General features: G+C 42.9%; 22 protein-coding genes and 1 tRNA gene. 19 read left to right on the forward strand and 4 right to left on the reverse strand.

Going from position 1 to position 26,550, the window contains the following annotated elements:
- Window positions 1-33: 33 nt before the first annotated feature.
- Window positions 34-888 carry a bifunctional methylenetetrahydrofolate dehydrogenase/methenyltetrahydrofolate cyclohydrolase FolD gene (folD, locus tag Vgang_RS04300; RefSeq protein WP_105902433.1) on the reverse strand — a complete coding sequence of 285 codons (855 nt, stop codon included), beginning with the start codon at window positions 886-888 and terminating at the stop codon, window positions 34-36.
- Between the two features lie 252 nt (window positions 889-1,140).
- Here folD and Vgang_RS04305 point away from each other — a divergent pair.
- Window positions 1,141-1,217: transfer RNA gene (locus Vgang_RS04305), tRNA-Arg, on the forward strand.
- Between the two features lie 76 nt (window positions 1,218-1,293).
- On the opposite strand, the gene Vgang_RS04310 is transcribed toward Vgang_RS04305, so the two are convergent.
- Entirely contained in the window at window positions 1,294-2,703 is a 1,410-nt protein-coding gene (locus tag Vgang_RS04310) for a glycoside hydrolase family 1 protein (protein ID WP_105902432.1), read from the reverse strand.
- A gap of 207 nt (window positions 2,704-2,910) precedes the next feature.
- Between Vgang_RS04310 and Vgang_RS04315 the strand changes: the two genes are divergently transcribed.
- Window positions 2,911-3,795: an AEC family transporter gene (locus Vgang_RS04315; RefSeq protein ID WP_105902431.1), complete on the forward strand. Its 885-nt coding sequence runs from the start codon at window positions 2,911-2,913 to the stop codon at window positions 3,793-3,795.
- A gap of 98 nt (window positions 3,796-3,893) precedes the next feature.
- Here the strand turns inward: Vgang_RS04315 and Vgang_RS04320 are convergent, their stop codons facing one another.
- Window positions 3,894-5,150 (reverse strand): adenylosuccinate synthase, encoded by a 1,257-nt coding sequence (locus tag Vgang_RS04320; protein ID WP_105902430.1) that lies wholly within the window; start codon window positions 5,148-5,150, stop codon window positions 3,894-3,896.
- Window positions 5,151-5,286: 136 nt separating this feature from the next.
- On the opposite strand from Vgang_RS04320, the gene Vgang_RS04325 reads away from it, so the two are divergent.
- The 17 genes from Vgang_RS04325 to Vgang_RS04405 all read left to right on the forward strand — a co-directional run bounded on the left by Vgang_RS04325 (window position 5,287) and on the right by Vgang_RS04405 (window position 25,919).
- Window positions 5,287-6,162, forward strand: a complete 876-nt coding sequence (locus tag Vgang_RS04325) for a LysR family transcriptional regulator (protein ID WP_105902429.1) — start codon at window positions 5,287-5,289, stop codon at window positions 6,160-6,162.
- A 251-nt stretch (window positions 6,163-6,413) separates the two neighbouring features.
- Complete coding sequence (locus tag Vgang_RS04330; protein WP_105902428.1) at window positions 6,414-7,649, forward strand: aromatic amino acid transporter; 1,236 nt, start codon at window positions 6,414-6,416, stop codon at window positions 7,647-7,649.
- Window positions 7,650-7,764: 115 nt separating this feature from the next.
- Window positions 7,765-8,337 carry a hypothetical protein gene (locus Vgang_RS04335; RefSeq protein WP_105902427.1) on the forward strand — a complete coding sequence of 191 codons (573 nt, stop codon included), beginning with the start codon at window positions 7,765-7,767 and terminating at the stop codon, window positions 8,335-8,337.
- 119 nt (window positions 8,338-8,456) lie between these two features.
- Entirely contained in the window at window positions 8,457-9,119 is a 663-nt protein-coding gene (locus tag Vgang_RS04340; RefSeq protein WP_105902426.1) for a hypothetical protein, read from the forward strand.
- A gap of 180 nt (window positions 9,120-9,299) precedes the next feature.
- Complete coding sequence (locus Vgang_RS04345; protein WP_105902425.1) at window positions 9,300-10,019, forward strand: response regulator; 720 nt, start codon at window positions 9,300-9,302, stop codon at window positions 10,017-10,019.
- 16 nt (window positions 10,020-10,035) lie between these two features.
- Window positions 10,036-11,481: an ATP-binding protein gene (locus tag Vgang_RS04350; RefSeq protein WP_105902424.1), complete on the forward strand. Its 1,446-nt coding sequence runs from the start codon at window positions 10,036-10,038 to the stop codon at window positions 11,479-11,481.
- Window positions 11,482-11,694: 213 nt separating this feature from the next.
- On the forward strand, window positions 11,695-12,945 hold the full coding sequence (locus tag Vgang_RS04355) for an ABC transporter substrate-binding protein (protein ID WP_105902423.1): 1,251 nt from the start codon (window positions 11,695-11,697) through the stop codon (window positions 12,943-12,945).
- A gap of 185 nt (window positions 12,946-13,130) precedes the next feature.
- Entirely contained in the window at window positions 13,131-14,036 is a 906-nt protein-coding gene (locus Vgang_RS04360; protein ID WP_105902518.1) for a carbohydrate ABC transporter permease, read from the forward strand.
- Window positions 14,036-14,917 (forward strand): carbohydrate ABC transporter permease, encoded by an 882-nt coding sequence (locus Vgang_RS04365; RefSeq protein WP_105902517.1) that lies wholly within the window; start codon window positions 14,036-14,038, stop codon window positions 14,915-14,917. Before Vgang_RS04360 ends, Vgang_RS04365 begins: the two co-directional genes overlap by 1 nt.
- Window positions 14,918-14,970: 53 nt before the next feature.
- The gene (locus Vgang_RS04370) at window positions 14,971-16,077 is read left to right on the forward strand and encodes an ABC transporter ATP-binding protein (protein WP_105902422.1); all 1,107 of its coding nucleotides are present in this window, start codon (window positions 14,971-14,973) and stop codon (window positions 16,075-16,077) included.
- A gap of 532 nt (window positions 16,078-16,609) precedes the next feature.
- Window positions 16,610-17,914, forward strand: coding sequence for a trigger factor (gene tig / locus Vgang_RS04375; RefSeq protein ID WP_105902421.1), 1,305 nt, complete (start codon window positions 16,610-16,612; stop codon window positions 17,912-17,914).
- Between the two features lie 259 nt (window positions 17,915-18,173).
- On the forward strand, window positions 18,174-18,800 hold the full coding sequence (gene clpP / locus Vgang_RS04380) for an ATP-dependent Clp endopeptidase proteolytic subunit ClpP (RefSeq protein ID WP_105902420.1): 627 nt from the start codon (window positions 18,174-18,176) through the stop codon (window positions 18,798-18,800).
- 191 nt (window positions 18,801-18,991) lie between these two features.
- A complete protein-coding gene (gene clpX, locus Vgang_RS04385) occupies window positions 18,992-20,272 on the forward strand; it encodes an ATP-dependent protease ATP-binding subunit ClpX (RefSeq protein WP_105902419.1) in 1,281 nt (426 codons plus the stop codon).
- A gap of 129 nt (window positions 20,273-20,401) precedes the next feature.
- A complete protein-coding gene (lon, locus tag Vgang_RS04390; RefSeq protein ID WP_105902418.1) occupies window positions 20,402-22,753 on the forward strand; it encodes an endopeptidase La in 2,352 nt (783 codons plus the stop codon).
- Window positions 22,754-23,010: 257 nt separating this feature from the next.
- A complete protein-coding gene (locus Vgang_RS04395) occupies window positions 23,011-23,283 on the forward strand; it encodes an HU family DNA-binding protein (RefSeq protein WP_105902417.1) in 273 nt (90 codons plus the stop codon).
- A gap of 203 nt (window positions 23,284-23,486) precedes the next feature.
- Window positions 23,487-25,346 (forward strand): peptidylprolyl isomerase, encoded by a 1,860-nt coding sequence (ppiD, locus tag Vgang_RS04400; protein ID WP_105902416.1) that lies wholly within the window; start codon window positions 23,487-23,489, stop codon window positions 25,344-25,346.
- Window positions 25,347-25,655: 309 nt separating this feature from the next.
- The gene (locus Vgang_RS04405) at window positions 25,656-25,919 is read left to right on the forward strand and encodes a ComEA family DNA-binding protein (protein ID WP_245879934.1); all 264 of its coding nucleotides are present in this window, start codon (window positions 25,656-25,658) and stop codon (window positions 25,917-25,919) included.
- 74 nt (window positions 25,920-25,993) lie between these two features.
- Here the strand turns inward: Vgang_RS04405 and rrtA are convergent, their stop codons facing one another.
- Window positions 25,994-26,518 carry a rhombosortase gene (gene rrtA / locus Vgang_RS04410; RefSeq protein ID WP_245879931.1) on the reverse strand — a complete coding sequence of 175 codons (525 nt, stop codon included), beginning with the start codon at window positions 26,516-26,518 and terminating at the stop codon, window positions 25,994-25,996.
- Window positions 26,519-26,550: the final 32 nt, after the last annotated feature.

Genomic DNA, 26,550 nt, shown 5'->3' on the forward strand with positions numbered 1-26,550 from the left:
TCCATGCTATTTCACTTTGTTTTGAAAAGTGGATTATTTCGAAAAGTTTTCACACGCATACATGGTGTTTTCAATGAGGCTTGCCACTGTCATTGGGCCGACACCACCTGGTACAGGTGTAATATGGCTCGCGTTGTCTTTCGCGACATCGTATTCCACATCACCGATCAGTTTTCCATCATCCATACGGTTAATACCCACATCGATCACCACTGCGCCTTTCTTGATCCAAGCACCCGGAATGAAGTTGGGTTTACCGACAGCAACCACTAATAGATCCGCTTGGCGAATATGGCCTTCTAAATCTTTAGTGAAACGGTGACAAGTGGTGGTGGTGCAGCCTGCAAGTAATAGCTCTAACGTCATTGGGCGGCCAACGATGTTCGATGCGCCAACGATCACAGCATGTTTACCATGAGTATCAATATTGTAGCGCTCTAGCAGCGTCATGATACCTTTTGGTGTACAAGAACGTAATTTGGGCATACGTTGGCATAAGCGACCAACGTTATAAGGATGGAAACCATCAACGTCTTTTTCTGGGTGAATGCTTTCTAATACTTTTGTGCTATCTATACCAGCAGGAAGAGGAAGCTGAACTAAAATACCATCGATTTCAGGATCGTTATTTAATTCTTCTACTACAGCCAACAGTTCTTCTTCTGATGTAGTTGCAGGTAAATCAAAAGACTTAGAAACAAAGCCGACTTCTTCACAAGCACGACGTTTACTGCCGACATACACTTGTGACGCTGGATCACTACCAACCAAAACAACCGCTAGCCCTGGGGCGCGTAAACCCGCCTCGACACGCGCTTGAACACGAGCTTTAACTTCAGAACGAACAGTTTGTGAAATCAACTTTCCATCAATAATTTGAGCAGTCATGGTTTTCCTTCAATCCTTATTTGACTAGCTGTGCTAGATTTGCGGCGTATTGTCGCAAAAAAATAAAGTAATATCCATAAGGCAAACGTTTGCTTTTTGCCGTTTTACAGATTTGATGGGTCGCTAATTACACCGGGTATCATTGCTTTAAGCGTTCCGCCCCAATAATGCCTTTTTTTTCAACACTCAAGCCCTAATCACATAGAAAGCGATTGACCTGACTTTTTCATCTCGTATAATTCCCCACTCAAAGCGCCCTTAGCTCAGCTGGATAGAGCACCTGCCTTCTAAGCAGGTGGTCACAGGTTCGAATCCTGTAGGGCGTGCCATATAAAGAAACCCCAGATAACCATTTTGAGTTGTCTGGGGTTTTTGCTTTTGAAATGACTGAATGCAAATTATTCGTTATTTGTCTGCTGGTGGGGTGAGGTTTTCCCCTTTAGATGCGATGACATTTTTATACCAGTCAAAACTTTTCTTTTTAATACGCTGGAGTGTCCCGTTACCTTGGTCATCTCTATCTACGTAAATCACACCGTAGCGTTTAGACATCTGAGCGGTTGAGGCACTCACGAGATCAATAGGCCCCCAACAGGTGTAACCTAAGATTTTTACACCGTCTTGTAGCGCTTCACCGACTTGATAGAGGTGATCGTTCATGTATTGAATACGGTAGTCATCCTCAATTTGCCCATTTTCATTGATTTTATCGACTGCACCTAGCCCGTTTTCAACGATAAACAATGGCTTTTGGTAGCGGTCATAGAGCAGATTGCACACAATACGGAGTCCTTTTGGATCAATTTGCCAGCCCCAGCCTGTCGATTCTAAATAAGGATTAGTGCCCATTTTGAATGCCACATCGTCTTCTTGTGACATGGTATTTTTTTGTACGCTCACACAGCCGGTCATGTAGTAGCTAAATGAGATAAAGTCGATGGTTTCTTTTAAATCTTGTTTGTCTTGTTCTGTAATGTTGAGGGAAATGCCTAGTTCTTTAAATTTACGAGTCATGTAGCTTGGGTAGTAACCACGGCTTTGTACATCACCAAAGAATAACCAGTCACGATTTTGCTGCATGGCTTCAAATACGTCATCAGGATGACTGGTTAATGCGTATTGTACTGCGCCAAGCATCATGTTGCCGATCTTGGCTTCTGGTAGCATTTCATGGCAAAGTTTGACGGCTTTTGCACTGGCAACTAACTGGTGATGAATACCTTGATACAGCGTTTGCTGATCACTGCCACGAGGAATGCCAGCACCTGTGAACGATTCATGCAAAGTGACATTCACTTCATTAAAAGTCAGCCAATATTTGACTCGATTACCATAACGTTCGAACACCGTTTTAGCGTAGCGCTCGAAAAAACCAATCAGTGTTCGGTTTGTCCAGCCGTGATAATGCTCAGCCAGGTGCAGTGGCATTTCATAGTGCGATAGCGTCACGACAGGTGTGATGTTGTGTTTTTCCAGTTCATCAAAGATTTTGTCGTAATACGCCAGTCCCAACTCATTGGGTTCTAGCTCATCGCCTTTGGGGAAAATACGGCTCCAAGCAATTGATAAGCGAAAACAGCTAAAACCTAATTCTGAAAAAAGTTGGATGTCTTGCGGGTAGCGGTGGTAGAAATCAATAGCGATGTCTTTAATGTTGAAATCACCAGTTTGACGTGAACGCAACTCACCAAATGATCCATATGGTTGAACATCGGAAGTGGATAGACCTTTCCCATCGGTAGTATGCGCACCTTCAATTTGGTTTGCAGCTGTCGCGCCGCCCCATAGAAATGTGTCTGGAAAACGAAATGACATCAGAGACTCCTTGTGATTAGTAACATATTTAAAATCACTATAATTGTTTGAAGTAGGGAGAAACAAAGCAATTCTCAATGCGTATGAATTAGCTGTATTAATCCCTGTGGTGAATAATGACGTGAGAGATTAATTCTATATTGATATAACTGGTGAGTAATGTCTTAATGCAAAATTGGAGTTTGGACAAATTGAATAAGGGATAAAATGATTTCAAGTTTTATGGAGGCCATTCTGCCTGTGATGATAATTGCTTTGCTTGGCGCATTTCTCAGTAAAAAAACAACTTACCTTGATGATCCCAATCTGCCTCAACTGATACTAAATGTTGGTATGCCATGCTTATTACTGCATTCGATGCTGGGTTCACATATTGAATTTTTGAGTATGGGGAAATTGGTTATCGCAGCTGTTTTGGCTTTAACCTGCATGGTATTACTCACTTTTATATTTTTAAAATCTCTTCGTTTGCCTGTGCGTTATTATCTTCCTGTTCTAGTTAACCCTAATACGGGCAATTTAGGAATTCCTATTGCTTATGCATTGCTTGGGGAAAAGGGACTAGCAGGTGCGGTGATCATTTCCTCTGTTATTGAAATTAGCCATTTTACGTTAGGGATTGGCATGATGTCAGGCTCGTTTAACGTTAGAAAGCTCTTGGCTAACCCTCCGGTGATCTCGTTGATTATGGGGGCGGTTATTTTAGCCGCAGACCTTCCAGTCCCCAAATTTTTTATCCAGATATTTGATATGTTGGGTAACATTGCAGTACCAATCATGTTGTTGATGTTGGGACGCTCCCTTGCACACATGAAGGTTAAAGAAGCTAATTGGCTTAAGTTGTTTTTGCTTGCTTGGTACCGACCAGTCATCGGGTTAGGTGTTGCGTGGGGAATTGCGTTATTACTGAATTTATCACCGCTTTATACGGCTAATTTACTCATAGCAAGTTGTATGCCTGTCGCGGTCTTGAATTATATTTTTGTGACTCGTTATCAAGGGCCAGCAAATGATGTAGCAGGGTTGACTTTTTTAACTTTACCAACCGCGTTTATGGCTTTGATATTTATTCAATTAGTAGTAATGACTTAAGCTTGCTGATTAATACTGCTGAACCGTTTCATTGCGGAAACAAAGCCCCTGACAACAAACGTTATCAGGGCTAATTTTTATTGTCCATTAAATGCAAATTAACGAATGATCATTTGCTCACGCTCAGGACCAACTGACACCATAGAAACCGGCACACCCATTAACTCTTCAATGCGTTTAACGTAGTTTTGGGCCGCAATTGGTAGGCTTTCAAAGGTGCGACAACCGGTGATGTCTTCATCCCAACCTTGCATGGATTCATACACAGGTTTCAGCGCTGAGGTTTGTGGCCAAATTGGGTTTTCACTGTGCTCGCCATCGTAAGCGACACAGATTTTCAGATCTTGCATGCCAGATAAGCAATCAATTTTTGTCAGAGCGATCTCGGTGGCGGCTTGCAGATCGACACCGTTACGAGTGGCGACGGCATCAAAGTAACCCATATCACGTGGACGGCCTGTTACTGCGCCATATTCATTGGCGGCTTCACGGAAGTTGTCTTGTTCTTCCATTGCGGTAACCAGTGTGCCAGTACCGACTGATGAGCTGAATGATTTTGCGACAGCCACAATACGTTCTGGGCGAAGCGCGGGTAATCCGCTACCAATACCAGCATACGCCGCCGTCACATTCGATGAAGTCGTGTAAGGGTATTCGCCGTAAACTAAGTCGCGACCAGCACCTAATTGCGCTTCAAATAATAGGTTTTCATTTTTCTCTTGCAGTGCTTTAAGTGGTTGAGTCACATTGCAAATGAATGGACGCCAAGCGGCTGTGACTTCGAGTAACCACTCTGTCATTTCTTCGGCGCTTTGTGAGAAATCGCAGCTAGGGTATAGCGCTTTTAATTGCGGCATTTTCCAATCAAGCATGAATTGGATGCGCTCTTTTAGCACTTCAGGTTGATTTAACCAGCCGACTAAAATGCCTTTTTTCATTACGCGATCGCCATAAGCAGGCGCAATACCCTGACGGGTGGAGCCATAAGCGGCATCACCTAAGCGTTGTTCTTCTAGTGTGTCTTCTAGTGCGTGTAAAGGCAGGCATAAGGTGGCGCGATCAGATATGCATAATTTCACCTCTACACCAGCTTGTTTCACTTCAGCAATTTCTTCACTTAATGCCGCTGGGCTGATCACCATGCCAGGGCCTAAAACCGCCGTACAATTTGGATTAAAAATACCGCTTGGCAGTTGATGCAATTTGAAAGTACCGAATTCGTTAACCACAGTATGACCTGCGTTATTACCGCCTTGGAAACGAATACTCGCCGCAGCATTTTCAGCTAAAAAGTCAACAATACGGCCTTTACCTTCATCGCCCCAGTTGGCACCTACAACAACAATCGATGGCATAATTTTTTCTCCAAATTGATTTGAATATGCATAGTACGTAGCCAATAAAAATAAGAGAAATTAATTATGATTATTATCTTGATAACAGATTCATATCGAATAAGATGATTTGAACTCGCCCTGATAAGGAAAAATGATGCTGGATATTCATTGGTTAAAAACGTTTGTTACTTTGGCGGAATTAAAGCATTTCGGCAAAACAGCCAATGCCTTAAATATGACTCAACCTAATGTGAGTTTACATATCAAAAACTTAGAGCAGGCGACACGGGTGAAGTTGGTGGAACGCAACCCATTTCACTTAACGCCAGCGGGCGCGAGATTGCTCGAATCTGGTCAAAAAACCTTATGGGAATTGCAGGTGTGCCAGTCCGATCTTGATGCGATAAACGATTTGCAACAAGGTTCCTTGGTGATTGCTGCCAGTGACATCATTTCACGACTGTTATTGATAGGTCCATTCCAGCTATTTAAAGCGGAGTTTCCTGGTATCGATTTCACCCTGCTTAATACCACGTCTTCACAAGCGTCGAGTTTGGTTAAAAGCGCCGATGCGGATTTAGGGTTTGTAATTGCGCAAAAAGAAAGTGAGCCTTTGCATTTTACTGAATTACAGCAAGTAAAATGGTGCTCACTAGGCAATAACCTACAACGTTGGCAGCAAGGCGACTATGATCAAAGTGAGCCACCGACTTTAATTCTTTTGGGGCATGATACTCGCACACGAGATCTACTAGATACGGCATTGCCGAGTTTAAATTTACCGAGTTATCGCATCATGGAAGTGGGCAGTGTTGATGCGCAAATTGATTGGGCAGAAGCTGGCTTTGGGGTGGCGATTGTGCCAGAGTTTTCTTTATCGACCAAAGCGCATTTAACCACGGAAGTCACCCCATTACCTGAATTTCCAAGCACCAGTTTGGGTTATATTGTGCGGCAAAATCGCGTGTTATCAAAAGCCATTAAGCAGCTCTTGCACTGGGTGGATGAGGAAATTGCCCGCCGGCATTGATGGAATCACAAAATGAATGTGCAGTGAGACATATCTCTACATTTTGTCAGTTTTTTAAATTTGTATCAGCTAACTAGTTTACTAGTCTGGTTGATATCGCTATGATGGGCGTCATCATCAGCATAGAAATTGGGTTGCCCCATTTTTTCAATCGTTTTGAAGACAGTTTCAACCTTCCTACCTTCTTCTGCTTGATGCTTGTTTGTTTTTAAGTGCTTTGTGTACTTAATTTAGCGTAAAGAGAACTCAATATGACAACCGTAACAACAACAGCGAAACAACCTTCATTGGTGGGCGGCGCTTGTATTATTGCAAGTGTCTGTGTCGGCGCGGGTATGCTTGGTTTGCCAAGTGCTGGGGCAGGTGCGTGGACATTTTGGTCTATTGCTGCCATTGCATTAACCATGCTGGTGATGACGGTGTCGGGCTGGTTATTACTTGAAGCATTTAAACATTACGACCTGAACGTATCATTTAACACGGTTACGTCTGATTTACTTGGCGAAAAGGTTAACGCTTTTAATAACTTAACGGTGTATTTTGTCGGTGGGATCTTATTATATGCCTACACCACGTCATTTGGTTTGATTCTGCAAGGCTCGCTTGGGCTAGAGAGCAAAACCGCTTCCATTATTTTTGTATTCTTAGCCTCTAGTGTGGTGTGGCATTCGACTCGCGCGGTTGATCGTATTTCCGTAGTGTTGATTTGTATCATGCTGTTCAGCTTTATTTTTGGTGTGTTTGGTTTAACGGTAAATGTCGATTTTTCTAAGTTAACGGATGCTGTCAATCAACACGGTGAATACGCAAAATATGCGATGGCGTTATTACCCATTGCCTTAACCTCATTTGGTTATCACCATTCCGTCGCATCGATGCGATCTTATTATGGTGAGGAACGCAAAGCCAAATATGCGATTCTAGGCGGTACATCAATTGCGCTATTTTTGTATGTGATTTGGTTAGTGAGCATTTTTGGGCATTTATCTCGTGATTCATTTGGCCCGGTGATCGCCAAAGATGGCAACGTGGATGTTCTGTTAAGTGCACTAGGTACAGTTGTTGCGTCAGAAAAAGTGTCGCAAGCGATCAACATCTTCTCCGTTTCGGCGATTCTGTCTTCATTTATCGGTGTGGGTTTAGGTGTGTTTGACTACATCGCGGACTTATTCCATTTTGATAATCGCAGCAAATCAGGCAGAACGAAAACATGGGCCGTAACTTTCATGCCTCCGCTAGTTTTGTCGTTACTGTTCCCATTCGGCTTTATTTTGGCGATTGGTTACGCAGGGGCAGCAGCAACGGTTTGGACTTGCATTATTCCTGCATTGTTGGCGCTTAAATCTCGTCAACGCAAAGATGGCGACAAGGGTTTCATGGTTGCTGGTGGTAATGCGGTACCGTATTTAATTTTACTGTTTGGTGTAGCAACGGCGTTATTCCACTTTTTAACTATGTTGGATATTTTGCCTGTGTTTAAAGGCTAACCAACTTGTTAGATAACGTATTAACCCTCAGTACCGGTGTTCTGAGGGTTTTGTTTATCTGGACATTCGATTTATTTGTATACTCAAATACAACGAGACCAAAAAAGGAAAGCTCATGGCACGTATTGGCATTTTAATTCAAGCAATTTTATCAGCGTCCATTTTTTATCTAGGCTATACCATCTATCACTTTACCTCGACCGTAACCACAGTGGTGGATAAGTACCCGCAGATGCTAAGTGATATTGCAAAAACAGCAGAGACTTTAAAAGTCGATGATTGGCTTGAGGTCGCTAATAAGTTTGCCGATGTGACGCCTGATGCCGTTAAAGCGGCGCAAGATATTAATCAAACCGTCGAAAAAGTGAATACGACTGTTGGTGAAGTGAACAAAACCGCGGATAGCATCAATCAAAATATTCCGAGTGTGTTAGCTGAAGTGAAAGCGTTTCGAAGTGAAGCACTTCCGGGAATATTAGATGAATCCGCGCATTTGCGTGAGGCTGTACCGCCTATGCTAGCCAAAATAGATACCTTAATGGATAAAAGTGAAGATCTGTCAAAACAAGCTGCTCAAGGGGCTGTAAAAGGGGTGATTTTATCTCCGATAGAACTGATCAGAGATGCAGGAACGGGGCTTAAAAACAAAGTGACTCATGAGGGGGATACAGAGGTTAGTAGTGATTAATATCGAGCGTGCAAATGTCCTTATTACATGAAATTTTTTAATATACTGACTGGCATTTTTCATCAAATGCTTTTAACTCATGTACACTGAAAGTAATTGATATCAATGAGAATGTATCTATGGCTTTCGCAAGTATCTTAAAACCTCGCTCTTTATTCGTGATGCTGATGTTGTTGTTGGCGGGTTGTTCCAGTACATCTTCAACCTCGACTTCGCAGTATTATTACACCGATAGCTGGTGGCATGATGATTATTGGTTTTATCAAGATCATGTTTATCCTGATTGCTGTCATACCGATGGTGAATTTAAGCAAGCGGTCACCAGTTGGTGGCATACGCTTGACTCGGAAAAACAGCAAGAAATTAAAGATAAAGTTGATGGCTGGAAAGAGGGTAATGGGCCTGATATTCCTGCACTAAAAAACGACTTTCAAGCCAAATTTGACTCTTTGCCCCCAGAGAAACAGCAAGAGATCACTCAAAAGCGTGAGGCGATAAGACAGCAGATGTCAGATTCTAACGTACAAACCTTACCGGCTAACGTGAGCAAAGGCGACATGGCTGAGGCAGGGAAAAACCTTACACCTGAGCAAAAACAACAGATCAAAAACCGTTGGCAGAGTAAAGAAAGGCCCACGCTTAACCGACCAACGCGACCAAACTTGCCACAAACTAGACCGGCTCGCCCAACACCGTCGATGAACACCGGCGCTCGTCCAAATATCCCACGCCCTGATTTTAATCGTGGCGGGATGCGAGGCAGAGCGGGTGGCAGGCGTTAAATGTAACTCACTTCAAGGATTTGCGATGGCGGGTTAGGAAAAACTCGCCATGCCTGCCTATTGTTATTATTGTGTTAACTATTATTAAAATGCCGCTGCGACGAATAGCGGTAATGATGTATTCGATGTGATGGTTGACGCTTGACCACACCGCTTGCAGACGTAATGGACTACAAAGTAATGACACACAACTATAAGCATATTTTGGTGGTGGATGATGACCAAGAAATCCGCGAATTGCTCGATGAATACTTGAGTAAAATGGGGTTTACGGTCTCAACTGTGAATGATGGTGAGCAAATGAGAAATTATATTGCCGAGCACCATTATCCTGATCTGATTTTATTAGATGTAATGCTACCGGGTGAAGATGGATTTAGCCTTTGCCAGCATATCCGTAAAGAGTCGAATGTTCCCATCATTATGCTAACGGCGGTCTCGGATGAAGCCGATCAAATCGTTGGCCTGGAAATTGGTGCGGACGATTATATTGCGAAGCCTTTTAGCCCTCGTCAGTTAATGGCGCGTATTAAAGCCTTACTACGGCGAACTCACCTTGATGAACAAGCCAAGCCTACCGCCATTACCTTTGGGGATTGGAGGCTCGATACGCTTTCTCACGTTGCTTACCACTCAGATAAAAAACAAAAAATTGAATTATCAGGCAGTGATTTTGCACTATTGATGTTGTTTCTATCTAGACCGAATGAAGTCTTAGACCGAGACACCATTTCTTTTGAGATCAAAGGTCGTGAAGCCTTGCCTTTTGAGCGTGGTATTGATGTGCAATTGAGCCGTTTACGTCAGCGTTTAGGTGATACGGGGCGCGAGCATAAATACATCAAAACCATGCGTGGGAATGGCTATATTTTCACAGCGCCTGTGCATTATGGCCATTAACTGAAGCGCCCTGAACATGCGATTTTTCTGGAAATATCAATCGTTAGTCGCGCGGACTTTATTGCTGACACTACTGACTGTGATCGTGGCTCAGGGCATTTCTACGGCCATTTGGTACAGTAATTCTCGTCAGCAAGAAGTCGAAGGCATCAAAACCACCACCGTCAGCATGGCCTCATTATTCGCTTCTACGGTTTCCTATTTTCAAGCGCTGCCAGTCAATTATCGTCATGTCATCATGGAGCAGTTACGCAAAATGGGCGGCACCCGATTTTTTGTATCGTTTAACCATGAATACCTCAATATTCAGCCAATTGAAGATACACGTTTGAAGCAAGTGGCGATTCAATCCATGTCACAAGCACTGGAAGCAAAACTCACCAATGTACGTTCTATCCATGTTGAATTTGCCCATCCAGAACACCTCAAAATTCTTAAAAATGACATTTACCTCAGTGATTTGCCAAAGTCATGGGCGCATTACACCTTGACTTTAGAGCCATTAAATCCGCCCATCATGGTGGTACAAATTGAACTTGAATCTGATGAATGGATTTATATCGCGGCGTTACTGCCACCGCCTTATAACACGTTAGAGGATCGTATTTTACCGCCGTCGCAATGGTTGTATTTGTTACTGTCGACCGCGTTGCTGCTGATTTTTACTTACTTCATGATTCGTCGCCAAGTTCGACCGTTACGAAATCTGGCTAAAGCCGCGAATCAAATGAGTATTGATGGTGAGCAATCTCCGTTACCAGAAGAAGGGGCGGATGAAGTCGTGACGGCTACGTTGGCCTTTAACCGCATGCAGCAGCGTATTCGACATTATGTAATGGACCGTGAGCAGCTTTTTTCCGCTATCTCACATGATCTTAAAACGCCTATCACACGCTTACGCTTAAGAACCGAATTATTGGAAAGTGATGTTAAGCGAGCGAAGTTTAATCAAGACTTAGATGAATTAGAAATGATGGTGAAAGGTGCGTTGCAATGTGTGCACGATACCGAACTGCACGAAAACTCAAATTTGGTTTATCTCAATGATTTATTGAAAGCAGCGGCAGAAACGCATAATGCACATCAGATCAAAGTGACGCTACCAAATCAATCTATTGCGCCTGTATTAGGTAAGCCCTTGGCCTTAAAGCGTGTGATGACAAACCTTATTGATAATGGCGTGAAATATGGCAATAGCGTCAATATTACCTACAAACAAACGGATGATTACGTTGAATTGAATTTTATCGATCATGGCCCGGGTATTCCAGAAGAGCAGTTGGAATCTGTCTTTGAGCCTTATGTTCGTTTGGCTAAAGATAAAGAAGGTCATGGTTTAGGTTTAGGGATTTGCCGCAATATTTTGCATGCGCATGGAGGAACCATTCAAATCTTCAATGAACGAAATGCTGGGTTGAGAGTGCAAGTTGTATTGCCATTTAATACTCATCGACCTCAATAAAGCTGCAGCTTCAAGTACGAAGGGTATAGCGTGATACACAGCACATGTAACGCAATTGTTACAATGATGTTACCTTTTGTCGCGATATTCGCATTTAACCCCATCTATAGTAGACCCTAGCTAACTCATATTAAGTGATAACAATGCGTGAACGACGCGCAGAATGGGCTAGCCTGTAAATCCAATAACTGATCAATAACATGGACGATGACAATGAAAACAATGAACAAAAGTCTTCTGACCCTTGCTTTACTTTCTGCATCACAACTGTCTCAAGCGGGGGAAGTCGAAGTGCTTCACTGGTGGACATCTGGTGGTGAAGCGAAATCCGTCGCGGTTCTAAAAGACATGATGGAAAAACAGGGGCACACCTGGAAAGATTTCGCGGTTGCCGGGGGCGGCGGTGAAAGTGCCATGACGGTTCTAAAAACTCGTGCCGTTTCAGGTAACCCACCAGCGGCTGCACAAATCAAAGGCCATAATATTCAAGAGTGGGCAGATCTTGGTTTCTTGACTAACTTGGATAAGGTAGCCAAAGAAGGCAATTGGGACGGCATTTTACCTAAAGTGGTGGCGGATACCGCTAAATATCAAGGCCATTATGTCGCCGTTCCGGTTAACGTCCACCGTGTAAACTGGCTGTGGGCTAACAAAGCGGTGATGGACAAAGAGGGCTTGAGCGTACCCAAAACTTGGGACGAATTCTTCAAAGCCGGTGATAAGCTTAAAGCTGATGGCATCATTCCTCTTGCTCACGGTGGACAACCATGGCAAGACGCAACCTTATTTGAAGCGATTGCTTTAGAAAAATTGGGTAATGAGGATTACGTGAAAGCCTTTGTCGACCTTGACCAAGATGTGTTATCGGGTGACAAGATGGTTGATGCGTTCACCACCTTCAAAAAAGTACATGATTACATTGATAGCAACGCCCCAGGTCGTGACTGGAACGTAGCAACCTCAATGGTGATCAGTGGTAAAGCCGCAATGCAAGTCATGGGCGACTGGGCGAAAGGGGAATTTACGGCGGCCAATAAGATGGCGGGCACGGATTACACTTGTTCACCAACGCCAGGCACTGACGACTCATTTACTTTTAACGTAGACAGCTTTGCCTTCTTCCAAATAAAAGATAAAGACAACCAAAAAGCGCAGCAAGATCTAGCTAAGACCATTTTGTCGAAAGACTTCCAACAAGTGTTTAACTTAAATAAAGGTTCGATTCCCGTCCGTACTGATATGGACATGTCGAAGTTTGATAAGTGTGCTCTTGATTCCATGGATGCCTTTAAAGCCACAGCCAAAACGGGCGGTTTAGTCCCAAGTATGGCGCACGGTATGTCGACCACTAGCTATGTTCAAGGTGCGATGTATGACGTGATCACGAATTTCTTTAACGATCCAAGCGCTGACCCGAAAGCAGCAGCTGAGAAGTTAGCGAAAGCGGTGAAAGCGGCTGAATAACCTTCCTTCGTTTTAAAACCTACGGTTTAACAAAACGAAATAAACCTAATTAGACTGCGCCAAATTGTGCGCAGTCTAGATTTCTTCGACCTAAAATCCACAGACAAAGCGTCTGTTAGGTATAGATGTAAATAAAAGGATCGGTTATGGACAACGCTTTCGATTCCCATAAAAAAGCGGCCAATATGCCGCAAAGACGAGCTGCACCTAAGCCAAAGCTCGGTGACAGACTGCAACATATTCTTCCCAAAATCGTATTAGCACCAACACTGCTTATCACCGTGGTGTGCATTTACGGTTACATTATTTGGACGGGTGCTTTATCGCTCACTAATTCACGCTTCCTACCTCGCTTTAATTTCACCGGCTTCGGTCAATATGAAAAGCTGATGGAAAACGACCGCTGGATAACGTCAATCACCAATCTTGGCATTTTCGGTTTGTTGTTTCTGCTGATCGTCATTGTGCTTGGCGTTGGGTTGGCCATTTTACTTGACCAAAATATTCGTAATGAAGGGGGGATCCGCAGTATTTATCTCTACCCAATGGCTTTGTCATTTATTGTTACCGGTACTGCATGGAAATGGATTTTAAACCCGGGTCTTGGCATTGAAAAAATGGTGCACGACTGGGGCTTCACTAACTTCAAATTTGATTGGCTAGTTGACTCCGACATGGTGGTGTACACCTTAGTGATTGCAGCGGTGTGGCAATCTTCTGGCTTTGTGATGGCGATGTTTTTGGCCGGTCTGCGGGGTATTGACTCTTCCATTATAAAAGCGGCGCAAATTGATGGCGCGAGCTTGCCGCGTATCTACTGGAGCATCGTCTTGCCATGTTTGCGTCCGGTCTTTTTCAGCGCCGTCATCATTACTTCTCACATCGCAATTAAGAGCTTCGATTTGGTCACGGCATTAACCGCGGGTGGCCCAGGTTATTCTTCTGATTTACCTGCGCTATTCATGTATGCCTACTCATTTACTCGTGGTGAAACAGCGCTTGGTTCGGCCAGTGCCATGATGATGTTGGCCGGTATTCTCGCCATTTTGGTGCCGTACCTTTATTCAGAATTAAGGGAGAAAAAATCATGATGGCCTCGCAAAGCAAACAACCGTATTTCAATTCAAAACGTGTCGGACGAATTGCCATCTACAGCATTTTGATTTTTTTCTGTGTGCTGTATTTGATGCCACTGTTTGTCATGGTGATCACCTCATTTAAAAGTTTAGCTGATATTCGCACCGGAAACTTAATGTCATTGCCAACTGAATGGGTGCTCGACGCGTGGCATAAAGCATGGGCGACATCCTGTACTGGGGTGAAATGTGAAGGGATAAAAAGCTACTTTTGGAATTCCTTTCAAATGGTGATCCCTGCGGTGGCCATTTCCACACTGATGGGCGCATTTAATGGTTATGTGATCAGTAAATGGCAATTTAGAGGCTCAAACCTGTTATTTAGCTTATTGCTATTTGGTTGCTTCATTCCATTTCAAGTGGTGTTACTTCCTATGGCATCGACATTAGGCTTCTTTGGTTTAGCCAATACCACGCCTGGGTTAGTGTTTGTGCATGTGGTGTATGGCCTGGCCTTTACCACCTTGTTCTTCCGCAATTTCTATGTGGGCGTACCGGATGAATTAGTTAAAGCCGCCAAACTCGATGGTGCCGGTTTCTTTACCATTTTCTTCCGTATCATGCTGCCACTTTCAACTCCGATCATCATGGTGACGGTGATTTGGCAATTTACCTCGATCTGGAATGATTTCTTGTTCGGTGTGGTGTATTCCGGCTCAGAAACTCAACCGATCACGGTCGCGCTCAATAACCTAGTGAATACCAGTACAGGGGTAAAAGAATATAACGTGGACATGGCAGCCGCGATTATTGCTGCATTGCCAACCTTGGTGGTGTATGTGGTAGCAGGGAAATATTTTGTTAGGGGGCTAACCGCAGGATCAGTCAAAGGATAGTGGGAACACAAAGTCTCAAACAACGCCAATTTAGCTTAAAAGGAAAATTAATAATGGCTGCTTTAGAACTAAACCAAATTCGTAAAACGTATCGTGGGGCTGAAAACGAAACGTTAAAGGGCATTAATATTCAAATTGAATCAGGCGAGTTTCTGATCTTAGTTGGCCCATCAGGTTGTGGTAAATCCACGTTAATGAATGCCATTGCAGGGTTAGAGTCGATTTCATCTGGTGAGATCGTAATTGACGGGGTCGATGTGTCGAATGTCGAACCGAAAGATCGTGATATCGCGATGGTATTTCAATCTTATGCGCTGTACCCAAACATGACGGTGCGAGGCAATATTGCATTCGGCTTGAAAATTCGCAAAATGCCACAAGTGAAAATTGATGCAGAAGTGAAACGCGTCGCTGAAATGCTGCAAATTGATCACTTGCTCGATCGCAAACCAGCGCAACTTTCAGGCGGGCAACGTCAACGGGTGGCAATGGGACGCGCGTTGGCTCGTCAGCCTAAATTGTATTTGTTTGATGAACCGTTATCGAATTTAGATGCCAAACTACGCGTTGAAATGCGCACCCAAATCAAGCGCTTACACCAGCAACTCAATACCACGATTGTGTACGTGACTCATGACCAAATTGAAGCCATGACACTCGCCGATCGCATTGCGGTGATGAAAGACGGTGAGTTGCAGCAATTAGGCACACCGAAAGAAATCTACAATCAGCCCAACAATATGTTTGTTGCTGGATTTATGGGTTCACCGTCGATGAATTTTATCAAAGCACGAGTGGATTTGGATGAGCAAGATAATCCTTTAGCTGAAATTTGGACAGCGGATGGTCAGGCTCACAAAATCAACTTACCCGATCGTTTGCGTAAATTTGACGGTGAAACCATTATCATCGGTTTACGTCCGGAATACATTACAGAGCTGCCAAGTGATGAAGATCGGACCTTCACTAAAATCCCAATGACCATCGATGTCTTGGAACCGACTGGGCCCGATACCATCGCCATCGTGGAGATTAACCAAGAGCATGTTGCGTGCCGATTGTCTGCCGAGTTTGATGGCAAAGTCGGGGACAGCGTGCCTTTGTATTTTGATTTATCCAATGCCGTCTTTTTTGATGTTCGAACGGAAATGCGAATATAGCCAAGTAAAATGCCACAGAGAGAGAATGTGAAGCAGAATGAAAACTGCAATCATTAAGTAAACTGCAGGATTTTTAGCCGATCAGTGTGAATTTTGCCTCTAATAAGCAAAAAAAGAGGTAAATGACATCGGTCGGCCTTGAAATAAAATTGCTCATCCCCATAACTGAAACGTGATCATTCTCCGCTCTAGATAAAAAAGCGGAAAATGAGCGCATGAGAATTTAGGACTTGACTCGACAGGCTCAACGCATGCCGCTAGAATGGCGCGTCTGAATTTTATCCTGAGACTAATAGGGGAAGTCTTTTTCTTTGTTTTTCACTATCGATTCTCTTTAGTAAAAATGAAGAAGGTTTCACTCATTAGTTCAATCATCGCATCAACAGCTTTTGGCTGAGTACGTTGATTGATGCTCATAATTTTTATGTGTCCATTTGGATGCAACACAAGGAATGAGGCTGGTCGTTTTACTTAGCGTAAAGACTAGCTCATACGCTCATACTTACTGAGCCAGTTTTGAGGTTTATAAATAATGCAAGCTACTGTTGAAAATCTAGAAGGCCTAGAGCGCCGTCTTACTATTACTGTTCCTGCTGCTAACATCGAAGATGCAGTAACAGCTGAATTGCGCAACATCGCGAAAAACCGTCGTTTCGATGGTTTCCGTAAAGGTAAAGTACCAATGAAGATGGTTGCTCAAATGTACGGCAAAGCAGTACGTCAAGACGTGATGGGTGAAGTGATGCAACGCCACTTCATCGAAAACATCGTTAAAGAAAAAATCAACCCAGCAGGCGCTCCAACGTTTGCTCCAGTTGAAAACGAAGCTGGTAAAGATCTTGTTTTCACTGCAACTTTTGAAGTTTACCCAGAAGTTGAGCTAAAAGGTCTTGAAAACATTACTGTTGAAAAACCAGCAGTAGAAGTAAAAGATGAAGACGTAGCTGAAATGCTAGAAACACTTCGTAAACAACAGTCTACTTGGGCTGAAGTTGAAGAAGCAGTTGGCGAAGCAAGCCGTGCAACTATCGATTTCGTTGGCTACATCGACGGTGAAGCATTCGAAGGCGGTAAAGCTGAAGGTTTCCCTCTAGAAATGGGCCAAGGTCGCATGATCCCTGGTTTTGAAGATGGAATCCTAGGTAAAAAAGCAGGTGAAGAATTTACTATCGAAGTAAACTTCCCAGAAGATTACCATGCTGAAAACCTAAAAGGTAAAGCAGCTAAGTTTGAAATCAAACTAAACAAAGTTGAAACTCGTGAGCTTCCTGAGCTAACTGACGAGTTCGTTGCTAAATTCGGCGTAACTGAAGGCGGCGTTGACGCACTAAAAGTTGAAGTACGTAAAAACATGGAGCGTGAGCTTAAGCAAGCGGTTAAAAACCGTATCAAAGAGCAAGCGATCAATGGTCTTGTTGAGCAAAACGAGATGGACGTACCTTCTGCACTTATCGATCAAGAAATCGAAGTGCTACGTCAACAAGCTGCACAACGTTTCGGCGGTAACCCAGAAGCAGCTGCACAACTTCCTCGTGAACTATTCGAAGAGCAAGCTGCTCGTCGCGTAAAAGTGGGCCTACTACTAGGTGAAGTGATCAAGTCTGAAGAGCTAAAAGCTGATGAAGACCGCGTAAAAGCACTGATCGAAGAAATGGCAACGGCTTACGAAGATCCAGCTGAAGTTATCGCATACTACGAGCAAAACGAGCAAATGATGAACAACATCCGCAACGTAGCTCTAGAAGATCAAGCTATTGATGCCATCATCGCTAAAGCTAAAGTTTCTGAAAAAGAAGTAAGCTTCAATGAGTTGATGAACCAACAGCAACCTGCTTAATCACTCAAATTTGAAGTGAAATCAGGCTTCGCTGAGCAGAAGATTTGACAGCGTTTTAGATCTTCTGCTAACAATGGCTCGATATGACCTCTAATTTTTAGGGTAGATCATACGGGCCATTTTATTTTTTAGCTTACGGATCATTTGTTAAAGAATAAATGGTGTTGGTAAGCGTCTAGGTTTATGGTTAACTTAACTTGTTTATAATTTTAATAACCAATTCAGGTTTATAAGCCTATCTACTACAGGGAAAGCGAAAATGAGCTACCAAGAAAATAATACAATGTCTCCAATTGTTGATGCGCTTGTGCCAATGGTGGTAGAGCAAACTTCTCGCGGTGAGCGTTCTTACGATATTTATTCTCGCCTACTTAAAGAACGAATTATCTTTTTAACTGGTCAAGTTGAAGATCACATGGCAAACCTTGTGGTTGCTCAGTTGCTGTTTTTAGAATCAGAAAGCCCAGATAAAGATATCTTCTTGTATATCAACTCACCAGGCGGTTCTGTAACGGCGGGTATGTCGATCTACGATACAATGCAATTTATTAAACCAAACGTAAGCACAGTATGTATGGGACAAGCATGTTCTATGGGGGCTTTCTTGCTTGCGGGTGGTGAAAAAGGTAAGCGTTTCTGTTTGCCTAATTCACGTGTGATGATCCACCAACCATTAGGTGGCTTCCAAGGTCAGGCTTCTGATATTCAAATTCACGCGCAAGAAATCTTAACGATTAAGCAGCGTCTAAATAACTTGCTTGCAGAGCACACTGGCCAACCATTAGAAGTGATTGAGCGCGACACTGACCGTGATAACTTCATGTCAGCGCAACAATCGGTTGATTATGGTCTAGTGGACGCGGTATTAGAAAAACGCCCAGCTTAATTGAAGGGCAGATTTTCTCTTTAATCATGAAAGACAAGGGCAATATGCTAGGTCTTGTCATAGAATAAAGAGAGATTGTTTAGGTGTAACAGTTTCATTGAGTACAGGGCTTCGCGAAGACGCATAGCACGAGCACATTAGATGAAACTGTTATAGACTAACTAAAGAATTAAAGGCTAAGAGGTTAGCGAATGACAGATAAAAGCAAAGAGGGTGGAAGTACCAAACTTCTGTATTGCTCTTTCTGCGGTAAAAGCCAGCATGAGGTTCGTAAACTGATCGCAGGTCCTTCCGTTTACGTGTGTGATGAGTGTGTCGATCTTTGTAACGACATCATCCGCGAAGAAGTGAAAGACGTGGTACCGAAGAAAGAATCGGAAGCACTTCCAACACCGAAGGAAATTCGTGCGCACCTAGATGATTATGTCATCGGCCAAGATTACGCGAAAAAAGTGCTATCTGTAGCGGTATATAACCACTACAAGCGTTTACGCAATGGCGATAAAACCAAAGATGGCGTTGAGTTAGGCAAAAGTAATATATTGCTAATCGGTCCAACCGGTAGTGGTAAAACGCTATTGGCTGAAACCCTGGCTCGTTTCTTGGATGTGCCATTTACTATGGCGGATGCAACCACATTAACTGAAGCAGGTTATGTCGGTGAAGACGTTGAAAACATCATCCAGAAATTGCTGCAAAAATGCGATTATGACGTAGCAAAAGCAGAACGCGGTATCGTGTATATCGATGAGATCGATAAGATTTCTCGTAAAGCTGAAAACCCGTCCATCACTCGTGATGTATCGGGTGAAGGTGTGCAGCAGGCATTATTGAAATTAGTTGAAGGTACGGTTGCATCGGTTCCACCACAAGGTGGTCGTAAACACCCACAACAAGAATTTCTACAAGTCGATACCTCGAAAATCCTATTTATCTGTGGCGGTGCCTTTGCTGGCCTAGATAAAGTGATTGAACAACGTGTTGCTGTCGGTACGGGTATTGGTTTTGGTGCGGAAGTACGCAGCAAAGACGAAGCAAAAAGTGCAGGTGAGTTATTCAAGCAAGTTGAGCCAGAAGATTTGGTGAAATATGGTTTGATCCCTGAATTTATAGGTCGTCTACCTGTTACTACGACACTGACTGAGCTGGATGAAGAAGCATTGATTCAGATCCTTTGTGAGCCAAAGAACGCACTGACGAAACAGTATGCTGCCTTGTTTGACTTAGAAGGCGCTGAGCTTGAGTTCCGTGAAGATGCGCTTAAAGCGATCGCGAAAAAAGCCATGGAGCGTAAAACGGGTGCTCGTGGTCTACGCTCTATCTTAGAGTCTGTGTTACTAGAAACCATGTACGAGTTACCATCGAACAAAGAAGTAACGAAAGTGGTGATTGATGAGTCAGTCATTAAAGGTGAATCAGAGCCTTTATTGATTTATCAAAATGCTGAAAACCAGCTCGCAAGTTCAGAATAATTCGATAGAAAACGAAATTATGAATATAAAGGAGGCATTTAGCCTCCTTTTTTAATTTTGTTATTGAATCTAGCAAGATAGCCCCCATATACTTTTCAATGAATGTGCAAACGGAATAGAGAGAATAATATGAACTTGGAGCGTTCCGAGCGTATCGAGATTCCAGTATTACCCCTTCGCGATGTTGTGGTTTACCCTCATATGGTCATCCCATTATTTGTTGGCCGTGAAAAATCGATTCAATGTCTTCAAACTGCGATGGATACCAATAAGCAAGTATTATTGGTGGCTCAAAAAGACGCAGAGACGGATGAACCGAACATCGATGATTTATTCTCAACAGGGACAGTGGCAACCATATTGCAACTGCTCAAATTGCCTGATGGGACGGTTAAAGTATTGGTTGAAGGTCAACAGCGTGCCAAAGTCCACGCTTTTTCAAATCAAGAATTCTTTACTGCAGATGCAGAATATTTAACGACACCTGACATCGATGAGCGTGAACAAGAAGTGATTGTTCGTAGTGCGATTAATCAATTCGAAGGCTTCATCAAATTAAACAAAAAGATCCCGCCGGAAGTCTTAACCTCATTAAACGGTATCGATGAAGCTGCGCGTCTTGCTGATACTATCGCGGCACACATGCCATTAAAATTGAATGATAAGCAGCGCGTTCTAGAAATTCTGGATGTTGTTGAACGTCTTGAATTTTTAATGGGCATGATGGAATCCGAAATCGACTTATTGCAAGTTGAAAAACGTATTCGTGGCCGTGTTAAAAAACAGATGGAAAAATCACAACGTGAGTACTACTTGAATGAGCAAATGAAAGCCATTCAAAAAGAACTGGGTGATTTAGATGACGCGCCGGATGAATTCGAAGCTCTGAAGAAGAAAATCGAAGATGCTAAGATGCCAAAAGAGGCGCGTGAAAAAACCGAACAAGAACTGCAAAAGCTGAAAATGATGTCACCGATGTCGGCTGAAGCGACGGTCGTTCGTGGTTACATTGACTGGATGGTTGGTGTGCCGTGGAGCAAGCGCTCTAAGGTGAAAAAAGATTTAGCCAAAGCAGAAGAGATCTTAAACCAAGATCATTACGGTTTGGAGCGCGTTAAAGATCGCATTCTTGAGTATCTCGCCGTGCAAAACCGCGTCAACAAGCTAAAAGGGCCTATCCTTTGTCTTGTTGGACCTCCAGGTGTGGGTAAAACCTCGCTAGGTCGCTCTATTGCTGCGGCAACCGGTCGTCAATACACGCGTATGGCACTGGGTGGCGTGCGTGATGAAGCCGAAATTCGTGGTCACCGCCGTACTTACATTGGCTCTATGCCAGGCAAACTTATCCAGAAAATGTCGAAAGTGGGTGTGAAAAACCCATTATTCCTGTTGGATGAAATCGACAAAATGGCATCAGATATGCGTGGTGATCCTTCTTCTGCGTTATTGGAAGTATTAGATCCAGAGCAAAACAACTCATTTAACGATCATTATCTAGAAGTAGATTATGACCTGTCTGATGTGATGTTTGTGGCGACGTCTAACTCGATGAATATTCCTGGTCCATTGCTTGACCGTATGGAAGTGATCCGTCTTTCTGGTTACACCGAAGATGAGAAACTCAATATTGCTAAGCGTCACTTAGTCAGCAAGCAAATAGAACGTAATGGATTGAAACCAAATGAAATTGTGATTGAGGATTCGGCCATCATCGGCATGATTCGCTACTACACCCGTGAAGCTGGTGTGCGTAGTCTTGAGCGTGAAATTTCAAAAGTTTGCCGTAAAGCGGTTAAGAATATTTTGCTCAATAAAGAGCTGAAGTCTGTGACCATCAATATGGAAAACCTGAAAGAATACTTAGGTGTTCAACGTTTTGACTACGGTAAAGCCGAAGAAAGCAATCGTATTGGTCAGGTCACTGGTCTTGCTTGGACGGAAGTGGGCGGTGATTTATTGACAATCGAAACCCAATCGATGATCGGTAAAGGTAAGCTGACTTACACTGGTTCTCTGGGCGATGTGATGCAAGAGTCAATTCAAGCGGCGATGACCGTCGTTCGTTCACGTGCAGAGAAACTCGGTATTAACCCTGACTTCTACGAAAAGCGTGATATCCATGTCCACGTACCTGAAGGGGCAACCCCGAAAGATGGTCCGAGTGCGGGTATTGCCATGTGTACGGCGCTAGTTTCTAGTTTAACGGGGAATCCTGTGCGTGCTGATGTGGCGATGACAGGTGAAATTACCCTACGTGGTGAAGTACTTCCTATCGGTGGCTTGAAAGAAAAATTGTTAGCTGCCCATCGTGGTGGTATTAAAACGGTCATTATTCCAAAAGAAAATGAGCGTGATTTGGAAGATATTCCAGCCAACGTTATTGGTGACTTGAACGTACGTCCAGTCCAGTGGTTAGACGAAGTTTTACCGCTTGCGCTGGAGAAAGACCCTACAGGTTGTGTGATTGAAGTCACAAACTAGTGATATTAAACAAATTTAGTTAAAAGATTGACGCTGACGGGACAGAAAATACTTGTCAGCGTTTTTTTTCAAGGCTAAGTTAAGTTTCGAAAGACCTGAGCCAATAGTGGTGGGGGCTAACGCCTTCTAGAAGCTGATTAAATAAAGGCCAGTCTTACTTTTTTATTTATGATAAAGAGCTTCTTTACTATAAAGACAATTTTTAATGGAACGATTTACTATTAACTTGGTGTTAATAGTTAAAAGGGGAACAACAAGTGAATAAAACTCAATTAGTAGAAAAAATTGCAGCAGATGCGGATATCTCAAAAGCAGCAGCAGGTCGCGCTCTGGATGCATTCATTGAAGCAGTCTCTGACACTCTAAAAGCTGACGATCAAGTTGCATTAGTTGGTTTTGGTACTTTCAGTGTTCGTACTCGCGCAGCACGTACTGGCCGTAACCCTAAAACTGGTGATGTAATCCAAATCGCTGAAGCAAAAGTACCAGCATTCAAAGCAGGTAAAGCACTTAAAGACGCGTGTAACTAATTTGTCTGAAAGTGTTGCTCCTATTTAGGAGTGTATGCATGAGGTTTTTACGTCTAACCTCAATCTTTCTTTATCAAAAAGCGCATCTTACTGGTGCGCTTTTCGTTTTCTGATATCATCGACGTTAAATTTTTTCCAACCAAGAAAAAGGCTAGGTTAGCTTTGTGATTGGTAACAGTTAGTTTTGAGAGAGCAGTCTGATTATGATGGATCGACTACGCGAAGGCGTAAATGGTATAGCCGTTAAAATTATTTTAGTGTTAATCATCCTTTCTTTTGTATTTGCGGGTGTGAGTAGTTACTTAGTGGGCGGCAGTGGCAATGTTGCAGCAAAAGTAGGTAATACAACCATCGACCGTGGTGCATTTGAACAAGCGTATCAAAATGAACGTAATCGCATGCAATCACAAATGGGTGATTACTTTTCGACATTAATGGGTGACCCACAATATGTTCAAACATTCCGTAAGAGTGTTCTTGACCGTATGATCAATGATGTGTTGCTAGAGCAATATGCGCAAACACTAGGGCTACGTGTTAGCGATGATCAAGTGAGCCAATTGATTCTGACAATGCCTCAATTCCAAACTAACGGTAAGTTCGACCAAGACATTTATGCGGCAACACTGCGTCGTGCAGGTTTCAGCCCGGATAGTTTTGCAGAATACCTACGTAAAGATTTATTGCGTAACCAAGTGGTTTCAGCAATTCAAGGCAGCGAATTCACACTAAAAAATGAAGTCGAGCAACAAACACAGTTGCTAACTCAAACTCGAGATATTCAAACGATTACTTTGAATATCGCTGAGTTTGCTCAAAAAGCACAAGTGACAGACGAAGAACTGCAGGCTTACTACAAGTCGCATTCTGAAAATTACGAACGTCCTGAGCAAATGAAAGTGGCTTATGTAGAGCTTTCTGCTGAACAACTTAAACAAGCGATTACCGTAAGCGATGAAGAAGCTGAGAAATACTACCAAGAGCATCTGGACAAGTACTCAACTCATGAGCAGCGTAAAGTTCGCCATATTTTGATTAAAGATGATGAAGCAAAAGCGGAAGAGATCTTAGCGAAATTGAAAGATGGCGCCGATTTCGCAGCGGTTGCTAAAGAAAGTTCACAAGACGTAGGCAGTGCTAAACAAGGCGGTGACTTAGGTTGGATTGAAAAAGGTGTCATGGATCCTGCGTTTGAAGAGGCTGCGTTTGACCTAGCTTCGAAAGGGGATGTGTCTGATGTCGTGAAATCAGATTTTGGCTACCACATCATTCAGCTAGAAGATGTGAAAGCACCTCAGTCTAAACCTTATGAACAAGTGGCTGCGGATATTAAATCAGAAATTCGTGATCAGAAAGCGGTAGATGAATTCTACAAACTTCAATCTAAGTTAGAGTCTGTTGCGTTTGAATCACCAGATTCTCTTGATGAAGCAGCGAAAGTGATTGGTCAAAAAATCCAAACAACAGACTTTATCTCTCAAGCAGATGCTCCAGAAATTTTGAAAACTTCAGCGGTGGCACAAGCGCTAGAAAGTGCTGATGTGAAGCAAGAAGGCATGAACTCTGAAGTACTAGAAGTTGCACCAGAGCATGTGGTTGTTGTTCGTGTGAATGATGTTCGTGACGAAACAACATTGCCATTTGACGAAGTTAAAGAGCAAGTGAAAACTCAACTATTGGCAACGAAAGGTGAGCAAGCTGCATTGGATCTTGCTGCAAGCACAGTTGAGTCACTTCAAAAAGGTGACGATAAGGTTCTTGCTGACAATGGCCTAGCTTTTGGTGATGAGCAAAATATCGATCGCCGCTCTCCATTAGCCAATGATGTCTTTGCAATGCCTCATCCAAATGAAGATAAAGCGACGTATTCTCAAACCAAAGATGAGCAAGGCAATATTGTCATTGTTAAGCTAAATAAAGTGACGAGTGGTTCTGATGACCAGTTCGAACAGCAAATTGCTTCTCAATTACTGCGTATGAATAATCAACAAGATTTAGAAGTTCTGTTGAGTTCATTACGTGAGTCCACATCCATTGAATACAAGACATTATCTGAGCAATAATCACGCTGGTGATAAATTAGCTTAATCATTAAAGGCCACTGATAACAGTGGCCTTTTTTATTGCTTGTCATATTAAGTGGCTATGAATCCCGTTACTACTTCTTTAATGTTTTCTATAACTGGAAAAGTAGCTAACTCATAGCATGATGTAATTTTTTGTTTATCAACAAGCTGTTATTTTGCAGCCTGTTCCATGTCCAAATTTAAGACACTATTACATGTAACGCGCTCCTAGACTGAGGTTTCTTTAAACACGATGGAGCGTCACTCATGCGTAAATTAGGAATATTATTTTCACTTATCTGTTTCATGTTCATGCCGGCAGGTTCGGTGTTGGCAGAAGAACGACAAGATAATGCTCAACATGAAGGTATTGAAATTACGGTTAATATTAATACCGCCGATGCGCAAGAAATTGCCACTTTGCTAAAAGGCATTGGACAAAAGAAAGCGCAAGATATTGTTGATTACCGTAATGAACACGGAAAATTTGCTGATATTGATTCCTTGAAACAAGTGAAAGGAATTGGTCAAGCAACGATTGATAAAAATAAACAACGTATTGTTTTGTAATTAAACATATTGGTTGTCGTTCTATGAGCGAGATTAACTGAGCCCTAGCCATGTGGTTAGGGCTTTTTTGTGACTTAACGTTTGAGTTTGTCAGCTCGATTTTTTATATAATACAACCAAGCGAAGAACAGCCCAGATAGTGCGCCAAATAAGTGAGCTTGAGTGGCAACAGGCGCTTCAATAAAGGATTCGCTTCCTGTTGGTGAGCCTAAGATTTGCTCCCATATTATTTTTATAACTAGCCCAACGACTAACAATAAACTGCTTTTTCGCCCATTTTGGTATTCGAGCAAGGCATAGAATCCGAATACACCATGTAATACCCCTGATAACCCTACATAGAGTTGGAGTGAGCTTAACAGCAGTAAACCACCGACAGCGCAACTCAATAGCAATATCACTAAAAAAAGTGTGCGTGCTTGTATGTGCTGGCGGAAAATATAATGAATAAGCCATAGTCCAGATAGATTCATGGCTAAGTGATAGAGATTGGTGTGGGTAAAGTTTCCTGTTACTATCCGCCACCATTGACCATTACTCATCGCCAGGCGGTTCCATTCTGCCCAAGAATGCAGGCTTGGTAGCTGTAATAATGCCATTAGAATGGTGAATCCAGATAATATAAGGATCG

The sequence above is a fragment of the Vibrio gangliei genome, assembly GCF_026001925.1.
In the GTDB taxonomy this organism is placed as follows: domain Bacteria; phylum Pseudomonadota; class Gammaproteobacteria; order Enterobacterales; family Vibrionaceae; genus Vibrio; species Vibrio gangliei.

What these genes read in the sequence shown, in the direction of transcription:
- folD (WP_105902433.1), bottom strand. Translation starts at nt 888, where the DNA reads ATGACTGCTCAAATTATTGATGGAAAGTTGATTTCACAAACTGTTCGT.
- Vgang_RS04310 (WP_105902432.1), bottom strand. Translation starts at nt 2,703, where the DNA reads ATGTCATTTCGTTTTCCAGACACATTTCTATGGGGCGGCGCGACAGCT.
- Vgang_RS04315 (WP_105902431.1), top strand. Translation starts at nt 2,911, where the DNA reads ATGATTTCAAGTTTTATGGAGGCCATTCTGCCTGTGATGATAATTGCT.
- Vgang_RS04320 (WP_105902430.1), bottom strand. Translation starts at nt 5,150, where the DNA reads ATGCCATCGATTGTTGTTGTAGGTGCCAACTGGGGCGATGAAGGTAAA.
- Vgang_RS04325 (WP_105902429.1), top strand. Translation starts at nt 5,287, where the DNA reads ATGCTGGATATTCATTGGTTAAAAACGTTTGTTACTTTGGCGGAATTA.
- Vgang_RS04330 (WP_105902428.1), top strand. Translation starts at nt 6,414, where the DNA reads ATGACAACCGTAACAACAACAGCGAAACAACCTTCATTGGTGGGCGGC.
- Vgang_RS04335 (WP_105902427.1), top strand. Translation starts at nt 7,765, where the DNA reads ATGGCACGTATTGGCATTTTAATTCAAGCAATTTTATCAGCGTCCATT.
- Vgang_RS04340 (WP_105902426.1), top strand. Translation starts at nt 8,457, where the DNA reads ATGGCTTTCGCAAGTATCTTAAAACCTCGCTCTTTATTCGTGATGCTG.
- Vgang_RS04345 (WP_105902425.1), top strand. Translation starts at nt 9,300, where the DNA reads ATGACACACAACTATAAGCATATTTTGGTGGTGGATGATGACCAAGAA.
- Vgang_RS04350 (WP_105902424.1), top strand. Translation starts at nt 10,036, where the DNA reads ATGCGATTTTTCTGGAAATATCAATCGTTAGTCGCGCGGACTTTATTG.
- Vgang_RS04355 (WP_105902423.1), top strand. Translation starts at nt 11,695, where the DNA reads ATGAAAACAATGAACAAAAGTCTTCTGACCCTTGCTTTACTTTCTGCA.
- Vgang_RS04360 (WP_105902518.1), top strand. Translation starts at nt 13,131, where the DNA reads ATGCCGCAAAGACGAGCTGCACCTAAGCCAAAGCTCGGTGACAGACTG.
- Vgang_RS04365 (WP_105902517.1), top strand. Translation starts at nt 14,036, where the DNA reads ATGGCCTCGCAAAGCAAACAACCGTATTTCAATTCAAAACGTGTCGGA.
- Vgang_RS04370 (WP_105902422.1), top strand. Translation starts at nt 14,971, where the DNA reads ATGGCTGCTTTAGAACTAAACCAAATTCGTAAAACGTATCGTGGGGCT.
- tig (WP_105902421.1), top strand. Translation starts at nt 16,610, where the DNA reads ATGCAAGCTACTGTTGAAAATCTAGAAGGCCTAGAGCGCCGTCTTACT.
- clpP (WP_105902420.1), top strand. Translation starts at nt 18,174, where the DNA reads ATGAGCTACCAAGAAAATAATACAATGTCTCCAATTGTTGATGCGCTT.
- clpX (WP_105902419.1), top strand. Translation starts at nt 18,992, where the DNA reads ATGACAGATAAAAGCAAAGAGGGTGGAAGTACCAAACTTCTGTATTGC.
- lon (WP_105902418.1), top strand. Translation starts at nt 20,402, where the DNA reads ATGAACTTGGAGCGTTCCGAGCGTATCGAGATTCCAGTATTACCCCTT.
- ppiD (WP_105902416.1), top strand. Translation starts at nt 23,487, where the DNA reads ATGATGGATCGACTACGCGAAGGCGTAAATGGTATAGCCGTTAAAATT.
- Vgang_RS04405 (WP_245879934.1), top strand. Translation starts at nt 25,656, where the DNA reads ATGTTCATGCCGGCAGGTTCGGTGTTGGCAGAAGAACGACAAGATAAT.
- rrtA (WP_245879931.1), bottom strand. Translation starts at nt 26,518, where the DNA reads ATGGCATTATTACAGCTACCAAGCCTGCATTCTTGGGCAGAATGGAAC.